This is a genomic window from Paenibacillus sp. NPDC101420 (genome assembly GCF_050277435.1).
Classification (GTDB): Bacteria; Bacillota; Bacilli; order Paenibacillales; family Paenibacillaceae; genus Paenibacillus_AQ.
Window position 1 is genome coordinate 98,720 of record NZ_JBNNSE010000003.1, and the last position, 24,298, is coordinate 123,017.

The 24,298-nt window shown below is 43.5% G+C and carries 20 protein-coding genes and 1 pseudogene; 13 read left to right on the forward strand and 8 right to left on the reverse strand.

What is annotated here, in order from left to right; genetic code table 11:
- Window positions 1-19: 19 nt before the first annotated feature.
- Window positions 20-778 (reverse strand): SDR family NAD(P)-dependent oxidoreductase, encoded by a 759-nt coding sequence (locus ACQKMP_RS15720; protein WP_042193000.1) that lies wholly within the window; start codon window positions 776-778, stop codon window positions 20-22.
- Between the two features lie 137 nt (window positions 779-915).
- On the opposite strand from ACQKMP_RS15720, the gene ACQKMP_RS15725 reads away from it, so the two are divergent.
- A complete protein-coding gene (locus tag ACQKMP_RS15725) occupies window positions 916-1,302 on the forward strand; it encodes a MerR family transcriptional regulator (protein WP_042192999.1) in 387 nt (128 codons plus the stop codon).
- Window positions 1,303-1,405: 103 nt separating this feature from the next.
- Here ACQKMP_RS15725 and ACQKMP_RS15730 read toward each other — a convergent pair whose 3' ends face one another.
- From ACQKMP_RS15730 to ACQKMP_RS15740, 3 genes are read right to left on the reverse strand one after another with little or no spacing between them, the layout of a single operon-like run.
- Window positions 1,406-2,311: a DUF5643 domain-containing protein gene (locus ACQKMP_RS15730; protein WP_339244095.1), complete on the reverse strand. Its 906-nt coding sequence runs from the start codon at window positions 2,309-2,311 to the stop codon at window positions 1,406-1,408.
- A 20-nt stretch (window positions 2,312-2,331) separates the two neighbouring features.
- Window positions 2,332-3,489 carry a DUF4179 domain-containing protein gene (locus tag ACQKMP_RS15735; RefSeq protein ID WP_339244093.1) on the reverse strand — a complete coding sequence of 386 codons (1,158 nt, stop codon included), beginning with the start codon at window positions 3,487-3,489 and terminating at the stop codon, window positions 2,332-2,334.
- Entirely contained in the window at window positions 3,482-4,024 is a 543-nt protein-coding gene (locus ACQKMP_RS15740) for a sigma-70 family RNA polymerase sigma factor (protein ID WP_231573368.1), read from the reverse strand. Before ACQKMP_RS15740 ends, ACQKMP_RS15735 begins: the two co-directional genes overlap by 8 nt.
- A gap of 352 nt (window positions 4,025-4,376) precedes the next feature.
- Here ACQKMP_RS15740 and ACQKMP_RS15745 point away from each other — a divergent pair, with 352 nt between their 5' ends.
- Both ACQKMP_RS15745 and helD read left to right on the forward strand, forming a co-directional pair.
- Entirely contained in the window at window positions 4,377-8,426 is a 4,050-nt protein-coding gene (locus ACQKMP_RS15745) for a glycosyl hydrolase 53 family protein (RefSeq protein ID WP_427470268.1), read from the forward strand.
- A gap of 318 nt (window positions 8,427-8,744) precedes the next feature.
- Window positions 8,745-11,168 (forward strand): RNA polymerase recycling motor HelD, encoded by a 2,424-nt coding sequence (gene helD, locus ACQKMP_RS15750; RefSeq protein WP_427470270.1) that lies wholly within the window; start codon window positions 8,745-8,747, stop codon window positions 11,166-11,168.
- Here helD and ACQKMP_RS15755 read toward each other — a convergent pair.
- A complete protein-coding gene (locus tag ACQKMP_RS15755) occupies window positions 11,132-11,614 on the reverse strand; it encodes a VOC family protein (protein WP_339799509.1) in 483 nt (160 codons plus the stop codon). The two genes, helD and ACQKMP_RS15755, sit on opposite strands and share 37 nt — an antisense overlap.
- Window positions 11,615-11,772: 158 nt before the next feature.
- Between ACQKMP_RS15755 and ACQKMP_RS15760 the strand changes: the two genes are divergently transcribed.
- The 7 genes from ACQKMP_RS15760 (at window position 11,773) to ACQKMP_RS15790 (ending at window position 20,112) form a co-directional block, all read left to right on the forward strand.
- Window positions 11,773-12,207: an Lrp/AsnC family transcriptional regulator gene (locus ACQKMP_RS15760; RefSeq protein ID WP_076285015.1), complete on the forward strand. Its 435-nt coding sequence runs from the start codon at window positions 11,773-11,775 to the stop codon at window positions 12,205-12,207.
- Between the two features lie 100 nt (window positions 12,208-12,307).
- Window positions 12,308-14,044: a sensor histidine kinase gene (locus ACQKMP_RS15765; RefSeq protein ID WP_427469842.1), complete on the forward strand. Its 1,737-nt coding sequence runs from the start codon at window positions 12,308-12,310 to the stop codon at window positions 14,042-14,044.
- 5 nt (window positions 14,045-14,049) lie between these two features.
- Window positions 14,050-15,630, forward strand: coding sequence for a response regulator (locus tag ACQKMP_RS15770; RefSeq protein ID WP_305953466.1), 1,581 nt, complete (start codon window positions 14,050-14,052; stop codon window positions 15,628-15,630).
- Between the two features lie 168 nt (window positions 15,631-15,798).
- Window positions 15,799-16,719 carry an ABC transporter permease gene (locus ACQKMP_RS15775; RefSeq protein WP_042192982.1) on the forward strand — a complete coding sequence of 307 codons (921 nt, stop codon included), beginning with the start codon at window positions 15,799-15,801 and terminating at the stop codon, window positions 16,717-16,719.
- 39 nt (window positions 16,720-16,758) lie between these two features.
- On the forward strand, window positions 16,759-17,640 hold the full coding sequence (locus ACQKMP_RS15780; RefSeq protein WP_076285013.1) for a carbohydrate ABC transporter permease: 882 nt from the start codon (window positions 16,759-16,761) through the stop codon (window positions 17,638-17,640).
- A gap of 53 nt (window positions 17,641-17,693) precedes the next feature.
- Entirely contained in the window at window positions 17,694-19,289 is a 1,596-nt protein-coding gene (locus ACQKMP_RS15785) for an ABC transporter substrate-binding protein (RefSeq protein WP_427469845.1), read from the forward strand.
- A 238-nt stretch (window positions 19,290-19,527) separates the two neighbouring features.
- The gene (locus tag ACQKMP_RS15790) at window positions 19,528-20,112 is read left to right on the forward strand and encodes a Crp/Fnr family transcriptional regulator (protein WP_339244089.1); all 585 of its coding nucleotides are present in this window, start codon (window positions 19,528-19,530) and stop codon (window positions 20,110-20,112) included.
- Window positions 20,113-20,120: 8 nt separating this feature from the next.
- Here the strand turns inward: ACQKMP_RS15790 and ACQKMP_RS15795 are convergent, their stop codons facing one another.
- The 3 genes from ACQKMP_RS15795 to ACQKMP_RS15805 all read right to left on the reverse strand — a co-directional run bounded on the left by ACQKMP_RS15795 (window position 20,121) and on the right by ACQKMP_RS15805 (window position 23,176).
- Entirely contained in the window at window positions 20,121-20,840 is a 720-nt protein-coding gene (locus ACQKMP_RS15795) for a DUF4386 domain-containing protein (RefSeq protein ID WP_427469848.1), read from the reverse strand.
- A 106-nt stretch (window positions 20,841-20,946) separates the two neighbouring features.
- Window positions 20,947-21,909 carry a GDP-mannose pyrophosphatase NudK gene (gene nudK / locus ACQKMP_RS15800; RefSeq protein WP_427469849.1) on the reverse strand — a complete coding sequence of 321 codons (963 nt, stop codon included), beginning with the start codon at window positions 21,907-21,909 and terminating at the stop codon, window positions 20,947-20,949.
- A 1-nt stretch (window position 21,910) separates the two neighbouring features.
- Window positions 21,911-23,176 (reverse strand): MerR family transcriptional regulator, encoded by a 1,266-nt coding sequence (locus ACQKMP_RS15805; RefSeq protein WP_427469851.1) that lies wholly within the window; start codon window positions 23,174-23,176, stop codon window positions 21,911-21,913.
- A gap of 146 nt (window positions 23,177-23,322) precedes the next feature.
- Here ACQKMP_RS15805 and ACQKMP_RS15810 point away from each other — a divergent pair, with 146 nt between their 5' ends.
- The 3 genes and pseudogenes from ACQKMP_RS15810 (at window position 23,323) to ACQKMP_RS15820 (ending at window position 24,275) form a co-directional block, all read left to right on the forward strand.
- Window positions 23,323-23,607: an alpha/beta-type small acid-soluble spore protein gene (locus ACQKMP_RS15810; RefSeq protein ID WP_339267953.1), complete on the forward strand. Its 285-nt coding sequence runs from the start codon at window positions 23,323-23,325 to the stop codon at window positions 23,605-23,607.
- 191 nt (window positions 23,608-23,798) lie between these two features.
- A pseudogene (locus ACQKMP_RS15815) lies at window positions 23,799-23,981 on the forward strand (YiaA/YiaB family inner membrane protein); the annotation flags it as partial.
- Window positions 23,982-24,038: 57 nt separating this feature from the next.
- A complete protein-coding gene (locus ACQKMP_RS15820; RefSeq protein WP_306035596.1) occupies window positions 24,039-24,275 on the forward strand; it encodes a YiaA/YiaB family inner membrane protein in 237 nt (78 codons plus the stop codon).
- Window positions 24,276-24,298: the final 23 nt, after the last annotated feature.

Genomic DNA, 24,298 nt, shown 5'->3' on the forward strand with positions numbered 1-24,298 from the left:
TTTAACTTTCGAGACAAGCCTATCGCGTACTCTCCACATAATTAAAAATAGCATCTCTCAACTCAAACTCGTACGTTAAACCATTCACAAGTCCCACCACATGATTGCTGTCATACAGATCAAGCATGAAGCCAGCCATTTCCTTTGCGGTATGGAATTTCCGCACAGCGCCGTGATATTCGAAATTCGTGACATCGAAAGCACGTTTCGCGAATTCTGTTTCTGTTGCGGCAGGTGCCAACACTTTAGCCTGCATAGGTGCACCTTGACTCTTCAACTCATGGGATAGTCCTTCAGTAAATGCACTTACATAAAACTTCGTTGCACAGTACGTTATAGCATTGCCTACAATCGTATAACCGCCACCAGATGAAACGTTAATTAATTGCGTGCCATCAATAGTGGAGTAGTCTCGAACGAATAAAGAGGAGAGTATAGTCAACGCTTCTATGTTCAGATGTAGCATTGTAGTTATTTTATTTAAATCTTGCTCGGCCACTGAAGCAAAGTTTCCAAATCCGGCATTGTTGATCCAGGTTTCGATGGCATATCCTCGCAGGCTTTCATACAACGTATAAGCATTCTCGATAACGGATAAGTCAATCTTTTGAATGACAACCTCTACATTAGGATGAATACGAGCGATTTTAGACTGTAATTCCTCTAGCTGTTCCTTTCTGCGGGCCACAAGGATTAAGTTTTTTCCACGAGAAGCAAAAGCTAGGGCAGTTTCATAACCTATCCCTGAACTAGCCCCGGTAATTACAGTATATTTCATGTGATTTCCTCCTATTTTTCTACGAGAATGTAATTCGATCTTACAGCGATTTGATTATATAGGTTAGAGTTTACTCTAAGGCAAATGTTTTTTATAATCAGGGTGACTTTCAAAATAAAATAGATTAGAGGATATGCATGTACACGATTAGCGAGGTATCCAAGTTATTGGAGATAACCACATATACACTGAGATATTATGAAAAAGAAGGGATCGTTGCTCCGATACGCAATGCGAATGGAGAAAGGGTATATGATGATACTCATCTTGCTTGGCTGCGATTTGTACTGAGGTTGAAACAAACCCAAATGCCCATCTCACAAATCCGGCAATATGCCCAGTTATATTTAGAAGGAGAACATACAAGCCAAGCCCGCTTGAATCTTCTGGAAGATCATAGAAGCTCAGTTCAGGATCAAATCAGACATTTAACAGAGACAGAGAGGATGCTGAACGACAAAATTGCTAATTACAAGGTCTTCATTAGTAAAGGGAATACACTGGATTTGTCTATGGATGATTAGTTGTAAAATTACGCTTTATCCATGAAAAAGGGGATTACCTCAGGCCTTACGGCCAACAGGTAATCCCCTTTTCCTCATACATATGGATCTGTTGCAGCGTTTATTATTTCAGAGGAATTTTGATCTCTAGTTGCTTGTTGTAATTTTTAACTACATTACCTTTGGCATCTACTTTATAAGCCCCTGCAGTGCCTTTTTCAAACACTGCTTGATAAGGTCTGATAATGAGATATTCTGCGGCCGGGCGAAGCGCCTCGAACAATAAATCTTCAGAAACAGTATTCTGGGTTGTTGCAACAGATTCCCGTGCAATATATTCTAATTCATTTCCCAGATTATCATAAATATCATATCCTAAAGCCTGTGCTTGGGTAGCAACCCCTTTAACTGCTAAAGCAATGCGCACAGAAGTCTCTCCCACAGCAACACGATTAGTTTTGATTTCAAATTGGTTGTCTTTCTTTAAAGCTGGTAGCTGAATGTTACGCGCTACTCCTGCTTGCTTAAGAGAAAACTTTAGTACATACGGATCTTCGATTCCGTTAAGCTTCACATGGATGCTCAATTCAGAGGAAGCCAGGCTTGCCTTTTGCTGCTCAGTTAGCCATCCGGTCTGCAATACAACAACCGCCTTGTTGGCGTCACCATCACTGATCCAGCGTGGTGATTTAAAATCAATTCCACCTGAATTAGTGAGCTTGGCGTCTACTGCCATAATGGTTCCTTCTGCAAGGTAAGGCTCACCTTTATCGTTCAAGGTTACCCCTGCGAGCATTCCTGAGAACAGGGATCCCTCACGGCTCAGATCGATCTTAATATAATTACCGTCAAACTGTGCACTGCCCTTTAAAGTAAGCTGATCGTGTGAATCGGCGGCTTTTGTTGTATTCAGGGAAGCTTCAGCGGCGGTTTGAACACTGGCTGCTTGGGTTAAAGCCGGCATTCCCAACGCTCCAAGGCATACAGCAGCACTTAAAATTACAGACAATTTCGTTGTCATTTTCTTCATGATATCATTCTCCTTAGTGTTTATTTAACTAGCACGTTTATTTCCAGGCCATCGATATAATGCTTCACAGGATTTCCGGAGCTGTCTGTTTTGAATGCGCCACTCTTACTTTTTGGATCCTCGAACTCATAAAGATAGCCACGGATTGTGAGCATATTGGGATGTTTCTCGAACGGCTCTACAAGCAGATTCAGATCCTGTGATCTATTGGATGAAAGGAGTGCTTTTTGCGATATATTTTCCAAAACCAGTCCCTGTTCATCCGTCACTTCAAAGCCCAATGTATTAAAATCTGCGTAATCCCCGTCAGTCTCTTGTTCAATGTTGAGTAACAGACGCGTGGTTAATGGGCTATATTCCAGCTTTTGCAGCGTCAGACTCCATCCCTCTGCTTGTGCGCGCATATCAGGTACGACAATACTATTTTCTGTAACCTTACGTGCAGGAATCTCCAGAATGTATGGTGTATCTATACCGTTTAAGAGAAGGGTTACAGTCAGTTCAAATTGATCAGGGAAAGGCTTGGTGATCCCCAAATTCGAAGAATCCACCAGTTGAAAAATAGCTGTACTCTGCTCCTTGCCTTCCATCCAGGTTAGAAAAGGAACAGCTTCCCAATGACCATCTGAGAATTCCTCCATTGAAACCCCATCGATCAAAACTTCTGCGGACATTATTGAACCTTTGCCTAGAAAAGGCTTCCCATCCGCTCCAATCGTCACGCCGGTGAGCTTCCCGTCCAGCCCTTCTCCCTCGCGCTTCACTGAGAATGCCAATCGGTTGCCATCAAATACAGCCTCTTCGGAAGACAAGGTGATTCCATCATGCGTATCACTGCTATTCGGTCGGGTAATCAGACCCAGACGCTGAGCAGCTTGCAATCCTATATCATCTGCCCGTTCAAAAATTCCGCCTATCCATGGAAGCTGCTTGAGCGCATTGGCCAACGTTGGCGGATAGACGGCCGTTAGCATAACACTTAGCACTATCGCTGCAGATACAGCAGCTGCGATTTTTGGATATATCCTTTTTTTCTTTTCCTTTTCCACAGGATCCTGGACAATTGTGGCGAGTGATGCATAAATCGAATCCTGCCGCGACCGCAGTAAAGGTGGAAGCTCCTGTATATTAGCCTTTCCTAGCTCCCTGATCTGCTTTTCTAAATTGTTATTATTCATTAGCAAGACCCTCCTCCCGCACAGGATGTATCTGTTTGGACAACAATCTCCGTGCGCGATGAAGTCGTGCCCTGACCGCTCCTTCGGAGATGTCGAGCACATCTGCAATCTGCTTAATGGATAAATCGTCATAATAAAAAAGCACGATAGCAAGCCGCAGGGATTCGTCCAACTGATTAATGAAGCTTTGCAGGTCTACGTTGCCTGAATCTTCAAAATGCACATAGGAATCGACCGGTTCTTCGGGAATTTCCGCCACAGCTATAGTTCGCTCTCGCATACGAAGTAACTGATTGCATTCATTAATCAGGATGCGTATAACCCAGGTTTTAAAAAACTTAGGCTGCTTAAGGTTGGCCAACCCTTTATACACCTTCAGTGTCGTCTCCTGAAGAGCATCCGCGCAATCTTCATCTTTTAGCAGAATGGTTTTGGCTAATCTGTACAACTGGGATTCCAGTTGCCTGAAAAGACGGGTAAACGCCTCGTGGTCGCCTTTCTGCGCTTTTTTGATATCCAGTTCGTTTTCCAGCAAATGATTGTTCCTCCTTGAGGGCCCTCTGTATGATTAGATGGAGAAGGCATACAAAAAGTTATATTTGGATAAAAAAATCTGAAATCTATTTAATATCATCTATTCCAGAATAATGGAAAACGAAGATTAAAGCCTATAAAGCTTGCTTAAGCATACAAAATGTTATCTTTTCATCCGTTACTAAATATTTTAACTATTGGTATATTGATTTGTAAGTGCTTACATAGCTTAGGACGCACACATATGCATCTGAAAATTTAGAATGGAAGGTGATCAGAACGTGAGAGTTAATCAAAAGGGTATCTCTGCATTTTTAGCAGTGTTATTGCTGTTAAGTTCATTCTCATTCAACATGAGGAGTGCTTTGGCTGCAGATTCGAACAGTTCTTTAATAGTAAATGGCGGTTTTGAGGACAATTTCTGGGAAGATGGATCATGGAGTGTCGATACGTCAGATTGGAATCAAGTAGAAATTAAGCATTTTGCATATGCCGATGATACTTGGCTAAATCCAGATGAAGGAGCTCATGCTTTCAAATATTGGATTAACAAAGTCGCTACTGGAAACCAGACCATCTCGCTTAAGCAGACTATAACGAACCTCCCTGCGGGAAGTTATGAGCTCTCAGTCAAGTCGATGGGCGGTACTGACAATGAGACGGGGAATGTTGAATTGTTTGCGGGTGACGAGAAGGCATCCGCTGTTGCTACCACTGGCTATAATGCTTGGGGAACGCTCACCCTGAAATTTATCTTGAAGCAGGATACCCCGAGTCTTGAGGTTGGTGCGAACATAAGCGGCGCTCCAAGCGCATATGGATTTCTGGACAGCTTTGAGTTGAAACAGTTGAGTACGGATACGACCCAGCCGGTGCCGGCGGATATTTTTGTAAAGAAGGTGGAAGGACTCCAGCCTGATTTTATTAAAGGCGTGGATATCTCCAGTATTATTTCTTTAGAGAATAGCGGAGTCGAGTTTTACAATGAAAACGGAGAAGTGCAGGATATTTTTACAACCGTACATGAAGCCGGGGTTAATTACGTTCGGGTACGGATATGGAATGATCCTTTTGATACAGCTGGAAAAGGTTATGGTGGTGGCAATAATGATCTGGCCACCGCGATTGAAATTGGGAAAAGGGCGACCGCAAACGGCATGAAGCTGCTAGTGGATTTTCATTATTCCGACTTTTGGGCCGATCCGGCCAAGCAGCATACGCCTAAGGCATGGGCCAATCTGAGTTTCGAAGATAAGAAGACCGCACTTTACGAATATACCAAAGTAAGCCTGCAAGCCCTGCTTGATGCAGGTATTGATATTGGCATGGTTCAGGTAGGCAATGAAACGAATGGACAATTCGTTGGTGAATCTAATTGGACGAAGATGAGCCAATTGTTCAGTGAGGGAAGCAAAGCCATTCGGGAGATCGATCCTAATATTCTGGTTGCTCTGCATTTTACAAATCCGGAGTCGGCAGGCAGATATGCCACTATAGCGAAGAATTTGCAAGATAACAATGTGGACTATGATGTGTTTGCAAGTTCTTATTATCCATTCTGGCATGGTACATTAAGCAATTTGACATCCGTGTTGAAGCAAGTAGCTGATACTTATGGTAAAAAAGTAATGGTAGCTGAAACCTCTTACGCATATACCGCAGAAGACGGGGATGGACACGGAAATACAGCGCCGCAAAGCTCAGGTCAAACTTTAAACTATCCTATCAGCGTTCAAGGTCAGGCTAACTCAGTTAGAGACGTGATCGAAGCGGTTGCGAATGTGGGTAAAGCGGGAATTGGCGTGTTTTATTGGGAGCCTGCTTGGCTTCCGGTAGGTCCGAAAGACAATCTGGAGCAGAATAAGTTGATATGGGAACAGTACGGTTCCGGTTGGGCATCCAGCTACGCGAAGGAATATGACCCTGATGATGCAGGGGAATGGTATGGCGGAAGTGCCGTTGATAACCAGGCTTTGTTTGATTTTAACGGACATCCGCTTGCCTCGCTGAATGTGTTCAAATATGTAAATACAGGCGCAGTGGCCCCTATTGCTGTAGATGAAATTAAGGATGTTTCGATAACGGCGATTGCTGGGGAACCAATCCATCTGCCAACAGACGTAAGTGTTACTTACAATGATGGAAGTTCCGGCAAGATGTCAGTGGTTTGGGATCAAGTTGCGCTTGAGCAAGCCATTAGCAAGGGTGCGGGCAGCTATGTGATTGGTGGAACGACGGAAGGCGGTCAGGTGGTAAAGGCTCTTCTAGTTATTAAAAAAGAGAACTTTATCATCAACGCAGGCTTTGAAAATAGCGATAGAAGCATGTGGAAAATCACCTATGCTGACGTTAATGCTCCACATACAGACTACCAAAATAAAGTTACAGATGCCAAAACAGGCAACTATTCACTACATTTCTACTCTGCGAAAGCAGTGGATTTTAGAGTAGAGCAGACTATTTATGGTCTGAAGCCGGGATATTATAATCTTTCGATGTTTATTCAAGGGGGAGATGCTGCCAACCCCAATATGAATCTATTTGCTGTAACGGATGGTAAGGAAATAAAAGTAAACACCGGTGTGAAAGGATGGGCACAGTGGAATAATCCTGAGATCCAGTATATTCTCGTTACCGATGGAACCCTTACAATCGGAGCTAACATCAAAGCAGACGGCGGCGCATGGGGATCGATTGATGATTTCTATCTAAGCTTTGTCAAAGGTATTGAGGAACCTGCTATTGTTGATACGGATGCAGAAGTACAAAATATCACTTCTATGACAGCTACGGTTGGAGGAAATATCACTTCGGACGGTGGCGCTAAGGTTACAGAGCGAGGAATCGTATATTCTACTAGTGCCAATCCGACCATTGAGGATGGTAAAGTTATAGCTGAATCAGGTGGAAGAGGAGCCTTTTCAGTAAGTCTTGCAGGACTTCAATCTGGATCTACCTATCATGTACGTGCCTACGCAGTGAATGCAACCGGAGTAAGCTACGGACAAGAGATTACGTTTACAACATTAAGCTCTAGTGCAAGCTTGAATAGCTTGGATTTGAGCGGCATAACATTGGATCAAACAGTGAGCGGAAGTGTATACGACTATACAGCGAGTGTACCGTATTCTTTATCTAACTTCACAGTGACGGCAACGGCCAGCGATGCTGTCTATGGTACCTTGACAGTGAGTATATACAATAGTGCCAATACACTTGTGGCCGGTCCGATAAGTTTGGCAAGTGGGGCAACAAGCGTAGAGCTTCCCCTTGAAGTAGGTAGTAACCGATTGGAGTTATTCGTAATTGCCCAAGATGGCACAGGTACGAGATACACAGCAACAATAACGAGAGCTGCGCAAGATAACGGTTCTGATGGTAATGGAAACGGTGGTAATGATGGTGGTAGTACCTCTAATGTCGTACTTCCGGTTATCTCCTCCAATGGGAAACTGACGCTTCCTGCAGGTCAATCCGGTGAAGTCAGACTGGATAATGGGCTTGTGATTTCTATTCCGGCTAATGCTTCAGGCAAGCAACTGACATTAACAATTGAGAAAGTACTCCAAACAGAGAGTCTTCTCAGCAATCATGAGATTCTCGTAAGCCCGATCTATGAGATTCTAAAAAACTTCGCGGAGAACTTTAGTAAACCGGTCACGCTAACCTTTGTGTTCGATTCAGGACAAGTGAAGAGCGGCCAGACTGTAGCGATCTTTTATTATGATGAAGTGAAGAAGAGCTGGGTGAAAGTTAATGGCGGCAAAATAGATGGAAATCGCATTGCTGCAGATGTGGATCACTTTACGAAGTTTGCTGTACTCGTAGTGGATCAAGCGACTGGATTACCGGTAACCAATGCATCTACTGAACCGACAACAGAGGCTCAATTTAGCGATATCTCGGGACATTGGGCACAGGCTAATATTAAGAAAGCGGTGAGCGAAGGGATCGTCAAGGGTTATACCGACGGAACGTTCAAACCGAATGGTGCGGTGACACGCGCTGAATTTGCGGTGATGCTGATGAATGCGCTGAAGCCAACAGGAAACGGTGTGGAATTGGGCTTCACAGATACAATCCCTGCTTGGGCTGAGAAGTCCATTGCACAAGCTTTAGAGGCGAAGATTATACGCGGCTATGAGGATGTTACCTTCCGTCCGGCAGCGAGCATAACACGTTCGGAGCTAGCAGTTATGATCTCTAGAGCAGCAGGGGGAGATTTAACAACGGCGGCATCAACAGGCTTTGCTGATGATAGCCAAATTCCTGCATGGGCAAAGGATGCGGTTGCAGCCGTGAAGAAATCAGGCATTGTGAGCGGGCGTAACGGCAATGTATTTGCACCAAATGAGACGGCAACAAGAGCAGAGGCAGTAACCATCATTATGAATCTGCTGTAAACTAAATAGTAAACTTACTGTAGTAAGAAAAAAGACCGTCCTTAGGACGGTCTTTTTGTCTATTCTCTATATGTGCCCAAGCTTGGCATTCAAAAAAAAGAAGAACCAGCAGAGTCTGCTGGTTCTTCTTACTTATATAAATAATTTGCATGCAAAGAAAGATCGTGATATTATAAAATAATCACTGTTGATTTCACGAATTTACACATAAGTCTAACATCTTATCTACACTATTATAATACCATGTGGATTAACAGTTTGTCAAATTTTAATTTTTGCTTCTTTATAACAAGAATGAAAAGGAGCGTGTTCGTGAAGATGGTAAATGTAATGGATTGGCAGCAAGAACAAGATCGGCTTGATTTGGTTACGGAAAAGCTGCAATCAAGAATCGCAGAACTAGAGCCAGAAGTGACTGGGCTACGTGATCAAGTGGTGGACATTCGCAAGCGGTTTTGGGAAGAAGTCACGGTCAATACGAGCACAGACGAAGATTTCGAAGAGACCTTCTACAGTATAAAGCAGCAAGAAGCGTTGTTGTCGGAGCGGGAGCGCAGCCACCGGCAGCGGGTGCAGCGTTTTAAGAATATGAAACGGCTACTGCCATCTCCCTATTTTGGGCGAATGGATTTTCAAGAAGATGGTTTGGGCTTGAGTGAGAAAATTTATATCGGAGTGGCTTCTTTCGTTGATGCAGACGGTGTGGACTTTCTGGTGTATGACTGGCGAACGCCTATTGCAAGCATGTATTATGATCATTCCCCAGGGCCATCTACTTACGAAACGCCGGGAGGACAGATTACAGGTGAGATGATGCTGAAGCGGCAATATCAGATCCGTTACGGTCAGCTCCAGAACGTGTTCGATACGAGCTTAACGATCGGGGACGAATTGCTTCAGCAGGTGCTTGGCAAAGGCGCAGATTCACAAATGAAGAGCATTGTGGCGACCATCCAGAAGGAACAGAACGCCATCATCCGCAATGACAAAAGCCGTATGCTTATTGTGCAAGGAGCGGCTGGCAGCGGAAAAACGTCTGCAGCGCTGCAACGGGTAGCGTATTTATTATACAAACACCGCGATAGGCTCAAGGCAGATCAGATCGTTCTTTTTTCGCCAAATCCGATGTTTAACAGTTATGTATCGACGGTGCTCCCTGAGCTCGGCGAAGAGAATATGCAGCAAACGACCTTTCAGGAGTACCTTGCCTATTGGCTCGGATCCACGATGAATTTGGAGGACCCCTTCGAGCAGATTGAATATGTACTGACGTCACAATCCTCGCAGGGGTATGAAGCACGGTTAACGGGGATGCAATATAAGGCTTCTGAGGCTTTCCTGCATGCTCTTCAAAGCTACGCGTTATGGTTAGGCAAAGAAGGTATGCTGTTCCACAGTATCCGTTTCCGGGACCGCGAGTTGATTACTGCGGAGCAAATGAAGTCGCAATTTTACAGCTACGACAGCTCTATACGATTGGCTAATCGCGTTGCTTTACTACGTGAATGGCTGCTGCGTGAGCTGACTAAGCTAGAGCGTCAGGAAATGGAAGCGCCCTGGGTTCAAGATGAAGTCGATTACCTCGACAACGATCAATATGCCGAAGCTTACAGTGAGGTGCTTAAGAAGTACCGGCGAGAGGAAGCTGTCTTCGATTTTACAGAGCAGTATCTTGAAATCTATGGCGATTTTCGTACTCAGAAGGACGGGGAAGAGAATGTCTTTGACTTTAGCTCACAGGAAGATGAGTTACTGCGTCGTATGATCGTGAAGGAGCACTTCAAACCGCTAAGACGGGATGCCAAACGGTTGAAATTCATAGATACGATTGGATTATACGAGCAGTTATTTAGGGATGAAGCCACTTATCAGAAAATGACGGGTGAGACCGAAGTGCCTGACCAATGGTCAGAAATTTGTAAGCAGACGAAGGAAAAGTTGAGCCTTATCGAACTGTTTTATGAAGATGAGACCCCATTCTTATATTTAAAAGAGCTTATCGAGGGTTCTCGTACGAATACAATGGTGCGACATTTATTTATTGATGAAGGACAGGATTATTCGCCGTTCCAATTCGCGTTCCTCAAGCAATTGTTTCCCCGCGCCAGCATGACAGTACTCGGCGATTTCAGTCAAGCGATATTCCCGCAAGCGACGAATCTGCAAGAGGTAGATTCTCCTTTGATCCGGCTTTATGGTGAAGAGGAAACGAATCTATTTCGTTTAATCCGAAGCTATCGTTCGACTCGCGAGATTGTGGAGTTTACGAAGGCGCTGCTACCTAATGAAGAGATCGTGCCTTTTGACAGGGGCGGCAAGAAGCCGCACCTATTGAAGGCTAGCAATAAGGTGGAGCGGGCGGTACGGATAAAAGAGGAGCTTGCGGCGCTTATGGCCGAAGGTCTCGACTCCATCGCCGTTATTACTAAGACTGCTGCGGAAAGCCGCGAAGCCTATGAAGCATTACTCGCACAGGGGGGCGAGAATCTGCGGCTTGTTACGAAGGAGACGCTCACCTTTGAGAAGGGAACGCTAATTATTCCTGCGTATCTTGCTAAGGGCGTAGAATTCGACGCCGTGCTAATCTACGATGCTTCTACACAGACTTATCATCGGGAGAGCGAACGTAAACTCTTTTATACAGCTTGTACGCGCGCGATGCATCGGCTTCTGCTATACACGACAGGCGATTGGTCGGGCTTTATTCAAGCCTTGGATGCATCTTTATATGAAGTAGTGTAATTAGACATATCAAAATCAACCTCTTCAAGAAATTCGATAACTTCCCCATTGGGGCTGTGAACGATCGCGTTCTTGATCAGAAGAGGCGGTTCACCAAGAGAAAGCGAATCTGGTTCTATAAAAGCCTTTGCTCCATGAGCAAGGGCTTTTTGGTACATTTCATCTACATTATCCACATAGAAGGCGAAATGTAAGAGTGCTCCGTGAGCTATATCCTCTTCAGACAAGGCTTTTTTCCCTTGGGCGGCAATGACTGCATCGTTATCAAAAATCTCTATGCAAGTTCTTTGATCAGGTGAAATAAGCATTGAAGCTTCTTTGATTTGAAAGGAGGGCAGACTCCAATGATGACCTAACTTAAATCCTAAGGCGTCAATGTAAAATGAAATTGTTGCTTTATAATCTTTGGCTTGAATCGCTATATGTGCAAGACCTTTTACGCTCATTATTAATCACTCCTATATCTAATGTACTATTTATTATAGTTGGATTAAAATAGGAGATACATATATAAGATAAGTGTTTTATCCTGACATGGTTGTTGAATATAAGGTATTTTAGTTGAATGGGTTTATTTATTAAAAAGAGCTAGGAGGCGCTTGATATGGAACATCTTATGGATGATATTGATAAAAAGATTATGCAATTATTGCAGTACAATGCTCGAATGCCCATTTCACAAATCAGCAAAGAGGTTTCGATGTCACAACCATCCGTTAAAGAAAGAATCATTAAGTTGGAGGAAAGGAACATCATATCGGGGTATCATACAGCTTTTAATTTGCGGGATCTGAACCGGGGTACGACTACTTTTATTCTAATCAAAACAGAACATTGCCAAGAGCTTACCGATTTTTGCAACGATGCTATGGAAGTTACCGATTTGTTCCGCATTAGTGGAGAATATAATTATCTCATTAAGGTACAGACCTCAACGATTGAGGCGCTTGCTGAATTTCAAGATCATCTTATAAAGTTCGGACCTTCCAAATCGCATATCAGCTTGAAAAATATTTTGGAGAACAGAGTGCTACTCTAAAGCGAAGTTTCCAAATACAAGATATAGTAACCGCTTTCTTTTCATTGTAAAATGGGTCAAAATAGCAGTCGTATTGATACGTATATAAGGGAGCATGCGCATGGAGAGGAAACTGTCTAGTAAAAAGTATATTCCATTCACATACAAGATGATGATTCCGTATCTCATTCTTGTATTGCTGACAGATGTGCTGGTTGGCTATATAGCCTATACAATGCTCGTAGAGTCCAGGACTGAAATGGCGGAAACGAATGTCCGGACCGCATTAAAGCAGACGAGGAACAACATCGAATACCAGACAGATGAAATCAAACGAATGACCAACTCGCTGTTTCTAAATACGAATTTTCAGAATGCCCTTCAGTTCAGGGGAGATCCTTTGGAAAATATGCTCAAAATGAGAGATGATATCGTTCCTTATATGAAGGCCCCTCTGCAACTGTATGGGAACAAGCTGAGACTTGCGCTTTTTACGGTCAATGAGACGATGCTTGAAATTACTGGTGATGATATGTCGACACCTATCGGTCGAAGTGATTATTATGTTCTTTCTGATCAGGTGATTGAGAATACGGAGTGGTTTAAGTCGATTGTTGCGAATAATCAAGATAGTTTGTGGCTTCAAGCGGATACCGACCGTGAGCTAGGTAATATTTCATATTTCCGTAAGCTCGTTTCTTCCAAGGCAGCACCTGCGATTATCGGATATATTCGCGTTACGGCGAGGATTGATGAGCTATTTGGTAATTTTGATACTTTTCCGATTGAACAGGGGATTGAACTTCGTCTGTTGGATAGGGCTACAGGAATGACTTTGTATGAACAAGGTGTTGCTGCTGAAGATACGAAACAAGATGATTATTTAATTATTAGTGAAGATATTCCGGTATCAAGCTATGTCATTGAGGCGCGCGTACCTCACTCTTATTTGAACAAAGATGCTAGTAGAATGCGGAAGGTGATTAGTACCGTTTGTTCCATCAGTTTTTTGGTGATGGCCATTATCGGTTTTCTAGTTGCACGTATATCTGGCAAGAAGATCAAGCGGATTGTGTATTTGGTTCGATCTTTTCAGGAGGGTAATTTTTATAAAAGAATCGGATTTCCAGGGAACGATGAATTTGTCTATATCGCTAATAGCTTCAACCAAATGGCGACCAGCATTCAGGAACTCATCCGGAACGTTTATGTGCAGGGCATTCAGAAAAAGCAAGCGGAGCTGGATGTGCTTCAAGCCCAGATCAGTCCGCATTTCTTGTACAATACACTGTCGACCATCGGCAGTTTGGCCAATTTGGGGGAAGTGGAGAAGGTTACGCAGATGGTACAAGGTCTCTCCAAATTTTATCGACTCACATTAAACGATGGGCATGTATATATCTCCCTTGAAAATGAGCTGGAGCAGGTGAGGATGTATCTGGAAATTCAGAGAGTGAAGTATGCGGACGCCTTTGAGGTTTATTATGATATCGATCCGGAAATTTTACAGGTGCCTATTATTAAGCTGATTTTACAACCGTTTGTGGAGAATATATTCAAGCACGCCTGGTTCGGGGAGACTATTGCGATTCGTATTACTGGAAAGCGGCTGGGTGACCGCATCGAACTCAAGGTCATTGATAACGGGATCGGCATGCGGCCGGAGACACTTCAAAACATGCGATCAAGCGCATATCAACCAGGCAGCTACGGTCTGAGAAACGTGGAAGAACGAATTAAACTGCGATACGGTAGCGATTTCGGCATTCAAATCGGTAGCTATTTTGGAGCGGGAACGACAGTTCAAATTATTTTACCGGTGGAAAATGCAGAGATCAGGGAAGTGATGGGGGAGTGAGGAGTATGGCGATGGAGATCAATGTTCTGTTGGTGGATGATGAAGTAATCGATTTGGAATGGCTTAGACGGCGTGTAGCCGGCAGTGATCATTTGCCTTTACATAGCGTGAGAACGGCAACAAGCGGGTTTGCCGCTCTGAAAATGATGGAGCAGCACCCTGTTGATATCATTCTCTCTGATATCGGTATGCCGATTATGTCAGGCGTGGAATTTGCACGGAAAGCGAAGGAGATTAACCCAGAGGTCCATATTCTATTTATTAGCGGACACCAGGATTTCAATTATGCCAAGGAAGCGATTCAATTGAACGCATACAGTTATTTGCTTAAGCCTGTGGATGATGACGAGCTGAACGAGACGCTGACCGAACTCTGCACAAAGATTGAGAAAGAGAGGACGCAGCGTACTTCCTTGTCGGAAACGCTGACGCTTGTTAATCAGGAGCTACTGCTGCGTTGGTTTAATGAGGCTGCACCGGGACAGGTTGAAACGCACATTCATAACGTTCTCACGCCATACTTACAAGGTGCATCAGCGGTTGCCATCATTGAGATCGACGACATGGCGCGAAAAATCCAAACCTGGACGGAAGAAGAGCGGAGTTTATGGAGCAGCACTGCCAATCAGTTTATCCGAAAGTTTGCTCAGGATCAAAATTTGGGCATGGTGATTACGACTTATGACTATCACTTTGTGATCCTTGCTGCGGTTCAGGAACAATATTTTACAGCTTTGCTGGAAGAGTTGATTCGGGCGTTCTATCAGGAGTTCTCCTGTTCGATTACGATCGGAAGAGGAATGTACACAACCGACCCGGTCAAGCTACATGATTCCTATCGGCAGGCGCAGGCCGCGCTAAGCATTAAATGGATCGTAGGGAAGAATAGGTTGATCCAAGATGCCTCGGAATGGTCTCCAAAGGAAAAGATGGCTTCGGACTTAGAGGTTATTGTGGATCGTATGCTTAAAGCTATGCTCGACTACGACCTTACCACTATTGATGATTGCTTGCTTCAGCTATTTGCCGGAGACAGCCCGATCTCCCAGAAAAACGACATCTACGATATCATTATCCGGATTACCTCTAAGCTTCATGCTGATCTGCAGCAAATGAATGAGCATTTGTACGAGATTTTGAATTGGGATTCTCATCATCCTTTTGTGCTGTTTCAGTTTGAAACGGTGCATGATATCCTTTCGTGGCTGAGAAGAAGATTCTTTGAACTGTCGGAGCTGCTTTATTTGAAACGCCAAAGGCAAAAGCGCAAGTTAATTGATGAAATTACGGAGTATGTGAAAGAAAGATTAGATCAAAAAATAACGCTAAACGAGGTCGCCGCACATTTCGACTTTACCCCTAACTATCTGGGGCATCTGTTCAAAGTCGAAACCAATAGTCTCTTCAGCGATTTTCTAAGTGAATTGCGTATGAAGCGGGTATGCGAGCTGCTCGAGGATCCTACGAAGAAAGTATACGAGATTGCGGAACAAGCCGGATATAAAAATATTATTTATTTCAATAGGCAGTTCAAGCAATATATGGGCATGTCGCCCGGCGAGTACCGGAAGAAAAATAAAATCTGAATCGATTACTTATTGAGGAGGCCCATGTTCTATATGGAACAGGGCTTCTTTTTTATCGAAATTGTTTATGAATCGTTGAATTAGTATTATGTTTAGTTGTTTCGCTGAATTATCTCACCGCCGCCGTCCTTTTATAATGAGAGATATAGAGAAGAAAGGGGTGCAAAGATGAAAGGGCATACATTTTGGAGCGATTTAAAAAACTATAGGGTTCTGTTGCTGATGCTGGCTCCGGCGGTTGCTTTTTTTCTTTTGTTTGCCTATGTCCCAATGGCGGGCATTATTATTGCCTTCAAGCATTATGATTACGCGGGCGGTATTTTTGGAAGTGCCTGGAACGGGCTCGATAACTTCCGCTTTTTCTTTGAATCAGGAGATGCCTGGCGGGTAACACGGAATACAGCATTGTACAATATTGCATTCATCGTTGTAAATAACTCTTTGCAAATTTTTGCAGCCATTATGTTGTTTGAGGTCGGTGGCAAATGGTTCCGCAAAATTACGCAATCGGCGTTGTTTCTTCCCTACTTTATTTCATGGGTAGTTGTCGGCGCGATTGCCTATAACCTGCTCAATTATGATATTGGTACTGTGAACGCACTCCTTAGAGGGCTCGGGCTAGAACCTATTGATATTTACAATACGCCTGCCTACTGGCCGTATATCCTAGTTCTCGTTTCCGCCTGGAAAGGCCTTGGATACGGAACAGTAATGTACTTGGCCGCGATTACGGGCATAGATACTGAACAGTATGAGGCAGCTGAAATCGATGGCGCCAATATTTTTCAGCGGATCCGGAAAGTGACGATTCCAAATCTTTACCCGACGATTATTATTTTGGTGCTGCTGGCGGTCGGGAATATTTTCCGCGGTGATTTCGGGATGTTTTATAACATGATCGGCAATAACGGTTTGTTGTTCTCTTCGACGGACGTTATCGATACTTTCGTGTTCAGATCGCTGATTACTTCGAATGATATCGGCATGTCGGCTGCGGCTGGCGTTTTCCAGTCCGTTCTTGGCTTTGCAACGATCATGACTGTGAACTATGCTGTTCGCAAATACGATAAAGACCGCGCCTTATTCTAACCGCATCAGAGGTACAGTTTTCATAATGGAGGTAACGATATGAAGCAGCTCGATCGTAAAATATTCTCGGGTATTGGTTATGTATCCCTAATCTTTCTCGCAATTTTATGTATATTCCCGTTTATACTTGTCGTATCTTCATCGCTGACGGAAGAGTCAAAAATATTAACAGATGGCTATCAATTTATACCTACGGCCTTCTCAACAGAAGCCTACAGCATTTTGTTTAAGTATCCCGACCAGATGATTCAAGCCTATATGGTGACCATAGGCGTTACTATAATAGGCACACTGTTTGGTTTGTTTCTGACTTCGATGACAGCTTATGCGCTATCCAGAAAAGATTTTAAATGGCGTAATAAATTTTCATTCTTCTTTTTCTTTACAACTTTATTTAACGGCGGTCTGGTTCCTTGGTATCTGCTTATGGTCAATTACCTCCATATCAAAGATACATTGCTGGCTTTAGTGATTCCGATGATGCTCAACGTCTTCTACATCATTGTTATGAAGTCGTTTATGGGCAGCATTCCGGAAGCAATCGTAGAATCGGCTAAAATTGACGGTGCAGGCGATTTTAAGATCTACGCTCGTCTAATCCTGCCTCTCTCTAAGCCGGCGCTAGCGACTATTGGTTTGTTTCTGGCTCTTGCCTATTGGAACGACTGGTACAATGCCCTTCTATTTATTTCCGATGAGAAGCTGATGCCGCTTCAATATTATTTGTACAAAATGCTTGGCAATATGGATGGCATGCGAAAAGCCATGATGGGTGCAGGAGCAGTCGTAACCACATCGATCCCAAGCGAGAGCTTGAAGATGGCAATGACGGTTGTAGCTACAGGTCCGATTCTGCTCGCTTATCCATTCGTTCAGAGATATTTCGTTCAAGGCTTGACGATTGGCGCTGTAAAAGGATGAACCCGGGGAAATCCGGTTTATCAATATAATTAATACAAGGGGGAAGGCTTGAAATGCTGAGAAAAAATAGATTCATTATGCTCGCACTCGTTTTAACCTTCGTAATGATTTTGAGCGCATGTGGTGGTGGCAACAACAACGCCAATACACCCGCTAAGGCTACCAATAATGCCGCTGAGGTAACAAGTGAGCCTACAGAAACAGCGAGTGCAACGAATGCAGCCGAAACTTCAGATACCATAGACACCTCTAAAGAAGTAAAGCTGAAAATGATCTTCGTTGGGCCTAAACCGATAGACTATGATAGTGTTTTTGCTGAAATTAATAAGAAACTGAAAGAAAAAATTAATGCGACCCTTGAGGGCGAGTTCTTGGACTGGTCTGACTGGGCTCAAAAATATCCACTGAAGCTGGCGGCAAATGAAGATTTTGATCTCATCTATTCGGCAAACTGGGCTGGTTATAATGATCAGGCACTGAAAGGCGGATTTCTAGAATTAACCGATGAGCTAATTACCAAATATATGCCAAAAACTAAGGAAGCTATGTCAGATGTGAGCTGGGATCAGGCAAAAGTAAACGGCAAACTGTACATGGTTCCACAAAACAGAGGGGAATCTGTTGAAAAGCTGATTCTCTATCGTGAAGATTTGCGTAAGAAATACAATCTTCCCGAAATCAACAGCCCGGAAGCATATGCTACTTATTTGAAGACGATAGCAGAAAAGGAAAAAGGAATTACACCGTTCACTCCGGAAACGGGAGACTGGAAATATCATAACTTGGACCGTGTATTATTGAAGCAGCAAAACGAATGGAATATGTTTGATCTAGATCTTCCATTTGCCTTCAAATTGACCGATGAAACAGGTAAAGTCTTTAACGTCTATGAAACGCAAGAGTTCAAAGATCTACTCGTGTATTACAAAGATCTCGCTGATAACAATGCTTGGTCGAAAAACGTTCTGAACAGTAAAAATGATCATCAGGCGGATTTTAAAGCAGGTAAAACCGCCTCGATTACGCATAATAACGGAACACTTGGAGCACTCATGGCTTTAATGCGCCAAGAAAATTCTCCTTATGAAGTAGCGTTGGCTGATATTAACCAAGGGAAGAAAAAATCAGTGGCGATTTCTACACAAAACGGTACGTCGATTCATGCGACTTCTAAAAATGTAGAACGTTCCTTGATGCTGATCGATCTGATGCAAAACGATAAAGAACTGCACGACCTGATGATGTACGGAATTAGTGGCGTGCACTATGAACCGGTTGGCGACACCAAATATAAAGCACTCGACAAAAATCCGAACTTTACCGGCTTCTCTAATTGGAACTTCAACTCGCCACTCAACCTTGACAATGAAGCATTCCCTCAAGAAGCTAACGATCTGGCTAAGGGCTGGGAAGCTAACGTCTACCACTATACCCTTGAAACCTTTGTATTCGACAATAGCAAAGTGAAGACGGAAATTGCCAATGTGGGCAATGTAATGCTCCGCTATGCCATTCCGCTTGAGTACGGCGTAATTAAAGATATCGACAAAGGCCTTGCAGATTTGAACAAACAGCTGAAATCAGCTGGCATTGATAAAATCCAAGCTGAGCTGCAAGCGCAAATCGATGCTTTCTTAGCGAACAAGTAAGTTACAGGATAAGGGAGGCCCAACAGTCATGAAATGGCTGTTGGGCCTCCTTGTTTTGGGGATCTTCCGAATATGAGGCTCACTAGTGGACACAGCTGTGCGGCGTATGAAGAGTTGAGAGGTTGCATTTGTTTTAGTATGAGCTAGTATAATTAGGAAAGAGACTCCCTCACGGGAGCATAAATAGCTTCAAGCGCATCATAAGCGGGCCATTAACTTCGGAAGATTGGAGAGAGAGATGAAAAATATATTGTATAAGTATATGAGTAAATTTACATCTCTTAACGAAGAGGATCAGCAGGATATTGTTGAGGGTATCCTTATAGAGGAATTTAAAAAGGGGACAGTGCTCCTTAGACAAGGAGATGTTCCCACAAAATGTTTTTTCGTGCTAAAAGGTTGTGTTAGGCAGTACTCGATAGATGAATCGGGAAAAGAAGTCACATCTAATTTCTACACAGAAGAGCAAGCGGCTTCGATTTTTAATCGGCATCAAGAAAGTAAGCCCTCTGCGTACACCTTAACCTGTCTAGAAGATAGCACATTGGTGGTTGGTGAACTTAATGCGGAACAAGACATGCTTCACAAACACTCGCAATTGGAAACGATGATCCGCAAAATGGTAGAGGAAAACTTAGGTGAGGTACAGGACGAATTAACTTCATTTATCGCTTCCAATCCTGAAGAACGTTACAAAGCTTTGTTGCGAAAAAGACCTCACTTACTCACTCGCGTACCTCAGCATCAATTGGCCAGCTATCTGGGGATGACACCAGAGTCATTAAGTAGAATCAAGAAGCGGGTTCATTCCAGTAATAACTAAAAAGAAAGTCATACAGTTTTGTGGAGTTTTCCTCCTCTAAGCAGCAGCCATATCCCAAAGCCTAGTTCTCCTACAATCATAGGAATAGTAAAAATATAATTTAATATTGTAATGACCCCTTCGTATTGTGGGAGAAATATTTTGCTTAGATGAATGATCATATAACCTATTGAAGCAAGCAGCAATAAGATGCCGATTACTTTAGGGATGATGCCAAATTTTAAAGCCACATATCCCACAATTAACAGATGCCCGCCAAAAACGACCAATCCCATAGACCAAATCAATTGAAATGCATCCAGAAATAACATTATAAATGCTTGAGTCTGTTCGATTTTTAATGAGGAAAAGTCGATTGTATTTCCCGTGAGCAGCAGCACAACTATCAAGTTAAGTATAGAGACTCCCAATATAGCGGAATAGGTTAGACGAAGCCAGGCGCCGAGTAATGATAGCTTTTGGTTAATCGGTTCTAGAAACACATAAAACGCCCAGGCGACCAGGATGTCAGTAATCATAATGATGATCCAACCCAAAATTTCACCTTTGAAAAGGTTAGTGGATGACACAAGGTTATTGAATGTGACGCTGGCATCGCCCTGAACAACAAGATTCCCATGGACAAAGCCATACGAAAAAAATGAGGCAAGGGTCATGATAATAAGTGAGATTCCAGCAGTTAAAGCGGACTTTCGCTGATTCGATAGATCTTTTTCTGAGATAGCCATAGATAGCCTCCTAAAGGACTTTTTATTTTCATTGTAATTAGGAGTAGTATGGCGGGCATTGACTTAAATCAAGAGTGCATCATCAGACAGAAAAAAATGCTTATTATCACAATAACGGAAGTTCATCCAGCCGTTCGTAAATCAACAATCCTTTCTCTTGCGCAACCTGTACCATTTCATCGGCACCCTGAGATGATCCTCCAACTCGAAGCACGGCATCACAGTAATTAAGCAGGCGAATGGAAGAAGGATGGAAAATCCGGTTGAAAACGTCGTCTCCTAGATTAGTGGAACCGGCTGTAGCAATAAGAGGCAAAGCATACCACTCCCCCAGCACTGGCATATGCCCAGCCTCGTAAACTTGAAGAGCAATTTTATTCATGTATTTGACATTTTCCTCGATTAATACTGGATCATCATTGGTTCCAGAACGATATGGGCCAGCGATAAGGATATGCAGCGGTTTCGATTTTACCTTTAAGAGACCTTGGATCTGAGCGTATTGGAGCAGCAGTACCGTCTTAGCATCACGAATCTCGCCGCTTTGGACCATGTCAAGCGCTTGAGCAAACGGAAGTTCCACTACTTCAATATTTTCCTGTTCCTCCTCAAGTCCCCCGCCCGGACCTTTTGTCATGACATCACTATACTCAGCTACAAAGAAGTGAAGGGTTTCGGTAACAGATCCTGGTGACATATAGACCTCGCCAACTTTCTGCACTCGGTCGATACGGTACCCCGTCTCTTCCTCCGTTTCCCTCAGAATACTTTCTTCTGGTGTTTCTTTATCGAGTAGCCCCGCGCAGGTTTCGATAAGCATTCCAGTCACATTGCCGTTTAGATAAGTAGGCATTCGGAATTGTCTCGTAAGTACGATGGTTTGTTTGTGTCGATTATAGAGTAGAATGGTCGCTCCGTTGCCTCGGTCATACACTTCACGGGATTGTGTCTCCCATTGTCCATTTTCTTTTTCATACTTGAATGTGATCTTCTTTAAGGTGTACCAGTTATCCGATAGAAGTTCCTCTTTTACGATCCGTACTCTTGGGTTGTAATGCTGTGCCTTCATCTCATTTCCTCCCTAGAAAAATCCCGTTTTCTTTAGTCATTTCGAGGGCTCCATTCTCCTGTAGAAGCCGATTGACGTGTTTTCGAAATTCGTCTATAGCCGCACCGACAAGTCGCTCTTTTGCGTTCATCGGGGTCGATATCATATATTCAATCAGGGGTTCAGCTTCGTCGACTAACAGACGGTCGTTGTAACGTAGTAACCGAAGATCGGAGAAGCAAGAAGACAGCAGGTCTTCTCCGTTACCCAGATTAAATCGTTTAATAGCTTGATCCAATACATGAAGGTCGGGGTCGAACGAGACCGCCAATTGTTCAATCTCTTGTAGGTGTTGAGTGCTCATTGTAGAGGTGCATATTATACCCCCTCGCTTTAGTACGCGGTGTATCTCGTGGATCGCTTTAGGGATGTCCGGCACGTGATACAGCATGTTGTTAGCGATAACCACATCGAAATGCTCATCGTGGAAGGGGATTTGTTGCGCGTCAACAGATAAGAGCTTAAACTGTGAACTTTTACTTCCTAAGCGGCTACGTGCTTCTTCTACCATCCCGCTCGAAATATCAGTAAGTGTGATGCGCCAGCTGCTTGGAATTCGTTCGGCGTTTCTTATCCAAAAGGTCCCATCGCCGCCGCCTAACTCTAGAATGTGGGCTCCAGGGTGCACCTCCAGTTGTTCAAAGACCCAATTATGCCAGCCTTGCGGATTTGTACTGAACTTGTCATAAAGATGTATCCGCGTTTGCAAGCGGCTCGCCGTCCGATACTGTTCCCCCCAATCTTGCTTACTCTGCAAGGTTTGAATAACATTTGCTAAGTGGTTCCAATCAGACCGATTGACCGACATTTGCATAGCATCTCGTATTGCATGAACTACATGCTCCGTATGAGTGATTTTTCTCTGTAGAACATCGAGCTGTGCTTGTAACGAATGTCTGATCTCCCCTATGGATAGCGACTCTGCATCTAAGATGTCTTTTATTTCTTGAAGTGATAGCCCTAAGTATTTCAACGTTTGAATTTGCTGCAATTTTTCTAGGTCTTTCATGTTATAAGATCTTATCGATCCCGCGTGATGATTTTCTGGAATTAGAAGCCCAATCTGATCGTAATATCGCAATGTCCTGACCGTTATTCCTGTACGCTTTGCAAGCTGCCCTGTCGTTAAATAGTTCTCTTTGTACATCCTTTCCTCACATCCAATCGATTGCTCCAGCGTGTTGTTCTCAGTTAGTATAGCAGGTGACGTAACGTCACCTTCAAGCAAAATTTATGTATAAGAAACAGAGGGCAAGCACCCTGACAGCAGATGGCCTTTCAGAGCCCTCTTGGAAATAATCGGAGCAAATCAACAAGGGTGGAGATTTCGTTTTCCGGGCATGTTACTTAAAACATGTTAGGAGGGGATAAGGGATGTCCAGAAGAAACAGGAAATATGTAGTGCCGGGAGTCAATCGCGGGATGCAAACGTTTAAGGCCGAGGTGATGCGTCGCGAGGGTTATGATGTAGATCCGGAGCGGCCTGATGATGTGAAATATGAAGTCGCAAAAGAACTTGGTATCCCATTGGAACACGGTGAGAATGGACATTTGAGCACAGAATCAGTGGGTCAGATTGGTGGAAAAATTGGTGGATCGATGGTCCGCGAGATGGTTCGTCTCGCACAGCAGCAATTGGTGGATCAGGAAAGGGAGTAGCATTTTTTCTAAATCATAAAGTTGCAGAAAATATAGGAGGCGGCTTTAGTCCTGAATTGCCTGGGACTGAGACCGTTTTCTTTGTGTTTCACAAAACAACCTAATTAATGGTAGAATTTTACCGATGTTCCACGGTATAGTGAAGAAGGCTATAACACCATTCAATTCTGTATTGGGAGAGGAATCGTCGGATGAATCAGAGGTATCGTAAACGCAACACAGCTGCTTTCACAGGGGTATCGTATTTTGCATTGGCTGCAGGTCTTTTTCTATTCTGTTTGGGGGTGTACAACGACGATTGGGAATTGAACGTGAAAGGGTATTATTTGCTTTGCATGGTGTTAATTACGATTAGCTGTATCGTTGTGCAAAAGGTCGTTAGAGACAATTCAGAGGATAAAGAAATTAAGCTAGAAAATCCGAAACACAGGATGAGAAATACAGGGGCTTTCACAATTATGGCTTTTGCAGGCTTGGTTATTGGGTATGTAATGTTCTTTATTGGTCTGTACAATGCTCCATTTCAATTGAATGTAAAGGGGTATTATATAGCTGTTATTCTGTTGATTTCATATAGTGCCGTTGGCGTTCAGAAAGTGACGAGAGATAACGCGGAGGACAAAGAGATTCTCGCCGAGCAAGATGCCAGAAGGGACATTCAAGGGTAAAGAGGGACCTAGATAAGGAGCAG

What these genes read in the sequence shown, in the direction of transcription:
- helD (WP_427470270.1), top strand. Translation starts at nt 8,745, where the DNA reads ATGGTAAATGTAATGGATTGGCAGCAAGAACAAGATCGGCTTGATTTG.
- ACQKMP_RS15735 (WP_339244093.1), bottom strand. Translation starts at nt 3,489, where the DNA reads ATGAATAATAACAATTTAGAAAAGCAGATCAGGGAGCTAGGAAAGGCT.
- ACQKMP_RS15780 (WP_076285013.1), top strand. Translation starts at nt 16,759, where the DNA reads ATGAAGCAGCTCGATCGTAAAATATTCTCGGGTATTGGTTATGTATCC.
- ACQKMP_RS15730 (WP_339244095.1), bottom strand. Translation starts at nt 2,311, where the DNA reads ATGAAGAAAATGACAACGAAATTGTCTGTAATTTTAAGTGCTGCTGTA.
- ACQKMP_RS15725 (WP_042192999.1), top strand. Translation starts at nt 916, where the DNA reads ATGTACACGATTAGCGAGGTATCCAAGTTATTGGAGATAACCACATAT.
- ACQKMP_RS15765 (WP_427469842.1), top strand. Translation starts at nt 12,308, where the DNA reads ATGGAGAGGAAACTGTCTAGTAAAAAGTATATTCCATTCACATACAAG.
- ACQKMP_RS15755 (WP_339799509.1), bottom strand. Translation starts at nt 11,614, where the DNA reads ATGAGCGTAAAAGGTCTTGCACATATAGCGATTCAAGCCAAAGATTAT.
- ACQKMP_RS15810 (WP_339267953.1), top strand. Translation starts at nt 23,323, where the DNA reads ATGTCCAGAAGAAACAGGAAATATGTAGTGCCGGGAGTCAATCGCGGG.
- nudK (WP_427469849.1), bottom strand. Translation starts at nt 21,909, where the DNA reads ATGAAGGCACAGCATTACAACCCAAGAGTACGGATCGTAAAAGAGGAA.
- ACQKMP_RS15745 (WP_427470268.1), top strand. Translation starts at nt 4,377, where the DNA reads ATGAGGAGTGCTTTGGCTGCAGATTCGAACAGTTCTTTAATAGTAAAT.
- ACQKMP_RS15775 (WP_042192982.1), top strand. Translation starts at nt 15,799, where the DNA reads ATGAAAGGGCATACATTTTGGAGCGATTTAAAAAACTATAGGGTTCTG.
- ACQKMP_RS15790 (WP_339244089.1), top strand. Translation starts at nt 19,528, where the DNA reads ATGAAAAATATATTGTATAAGTATATGAGTAAATTTACATCTCTTAAC.
- ACQKMP_RS15785 (WP_427469845.1), top strand. Translation starts at nt 17,694, where the DNA reads ATGCTGAGAAAAAATAGATTCATTATGCTCGCACTCGTTTTAACCTTC.
- ACQKMP_RS15770 (WP_305953466.1), top strand. Translation starts at nt 14,050, where the DNA reads ATGGCGATGGAGATCAATGTTCTGTTGGTGGATGATGAAGTAATCGAT.
- ACQKMP_RS15760 (WP_076285015.1), top strand. Translation starts at nt 11,773, where the DNA reads ATGGAACATCTTATGGATGATATTGATAAAAAGATTATGCAATTATTG.
- ACQKMP_RS15820 (WP_306035596.1), top strand. Translation starts at nt 24,039, where the DNA reads ATGAGAAATACAGGGGCTTTCACAATTATGGCTTTTGCAGGCTTGGTT.
- ACQKMP_RS15795 (WP_427469848.1), bottom strand. Translation starts at nt 20,840, where the DNA reads ATGGCTATCTCAGAAAAAGATCTATCGAATCAGCGAAAGTCCGCTTTA.
- ACQKMP_RS15720 (WP_042193000.1), bottom strand. Translation starts at nt 778, where the DNA reads ATGAAATATACTGTAATTACCGGGGCTAGTTCAGGGATAGGTTATGAA.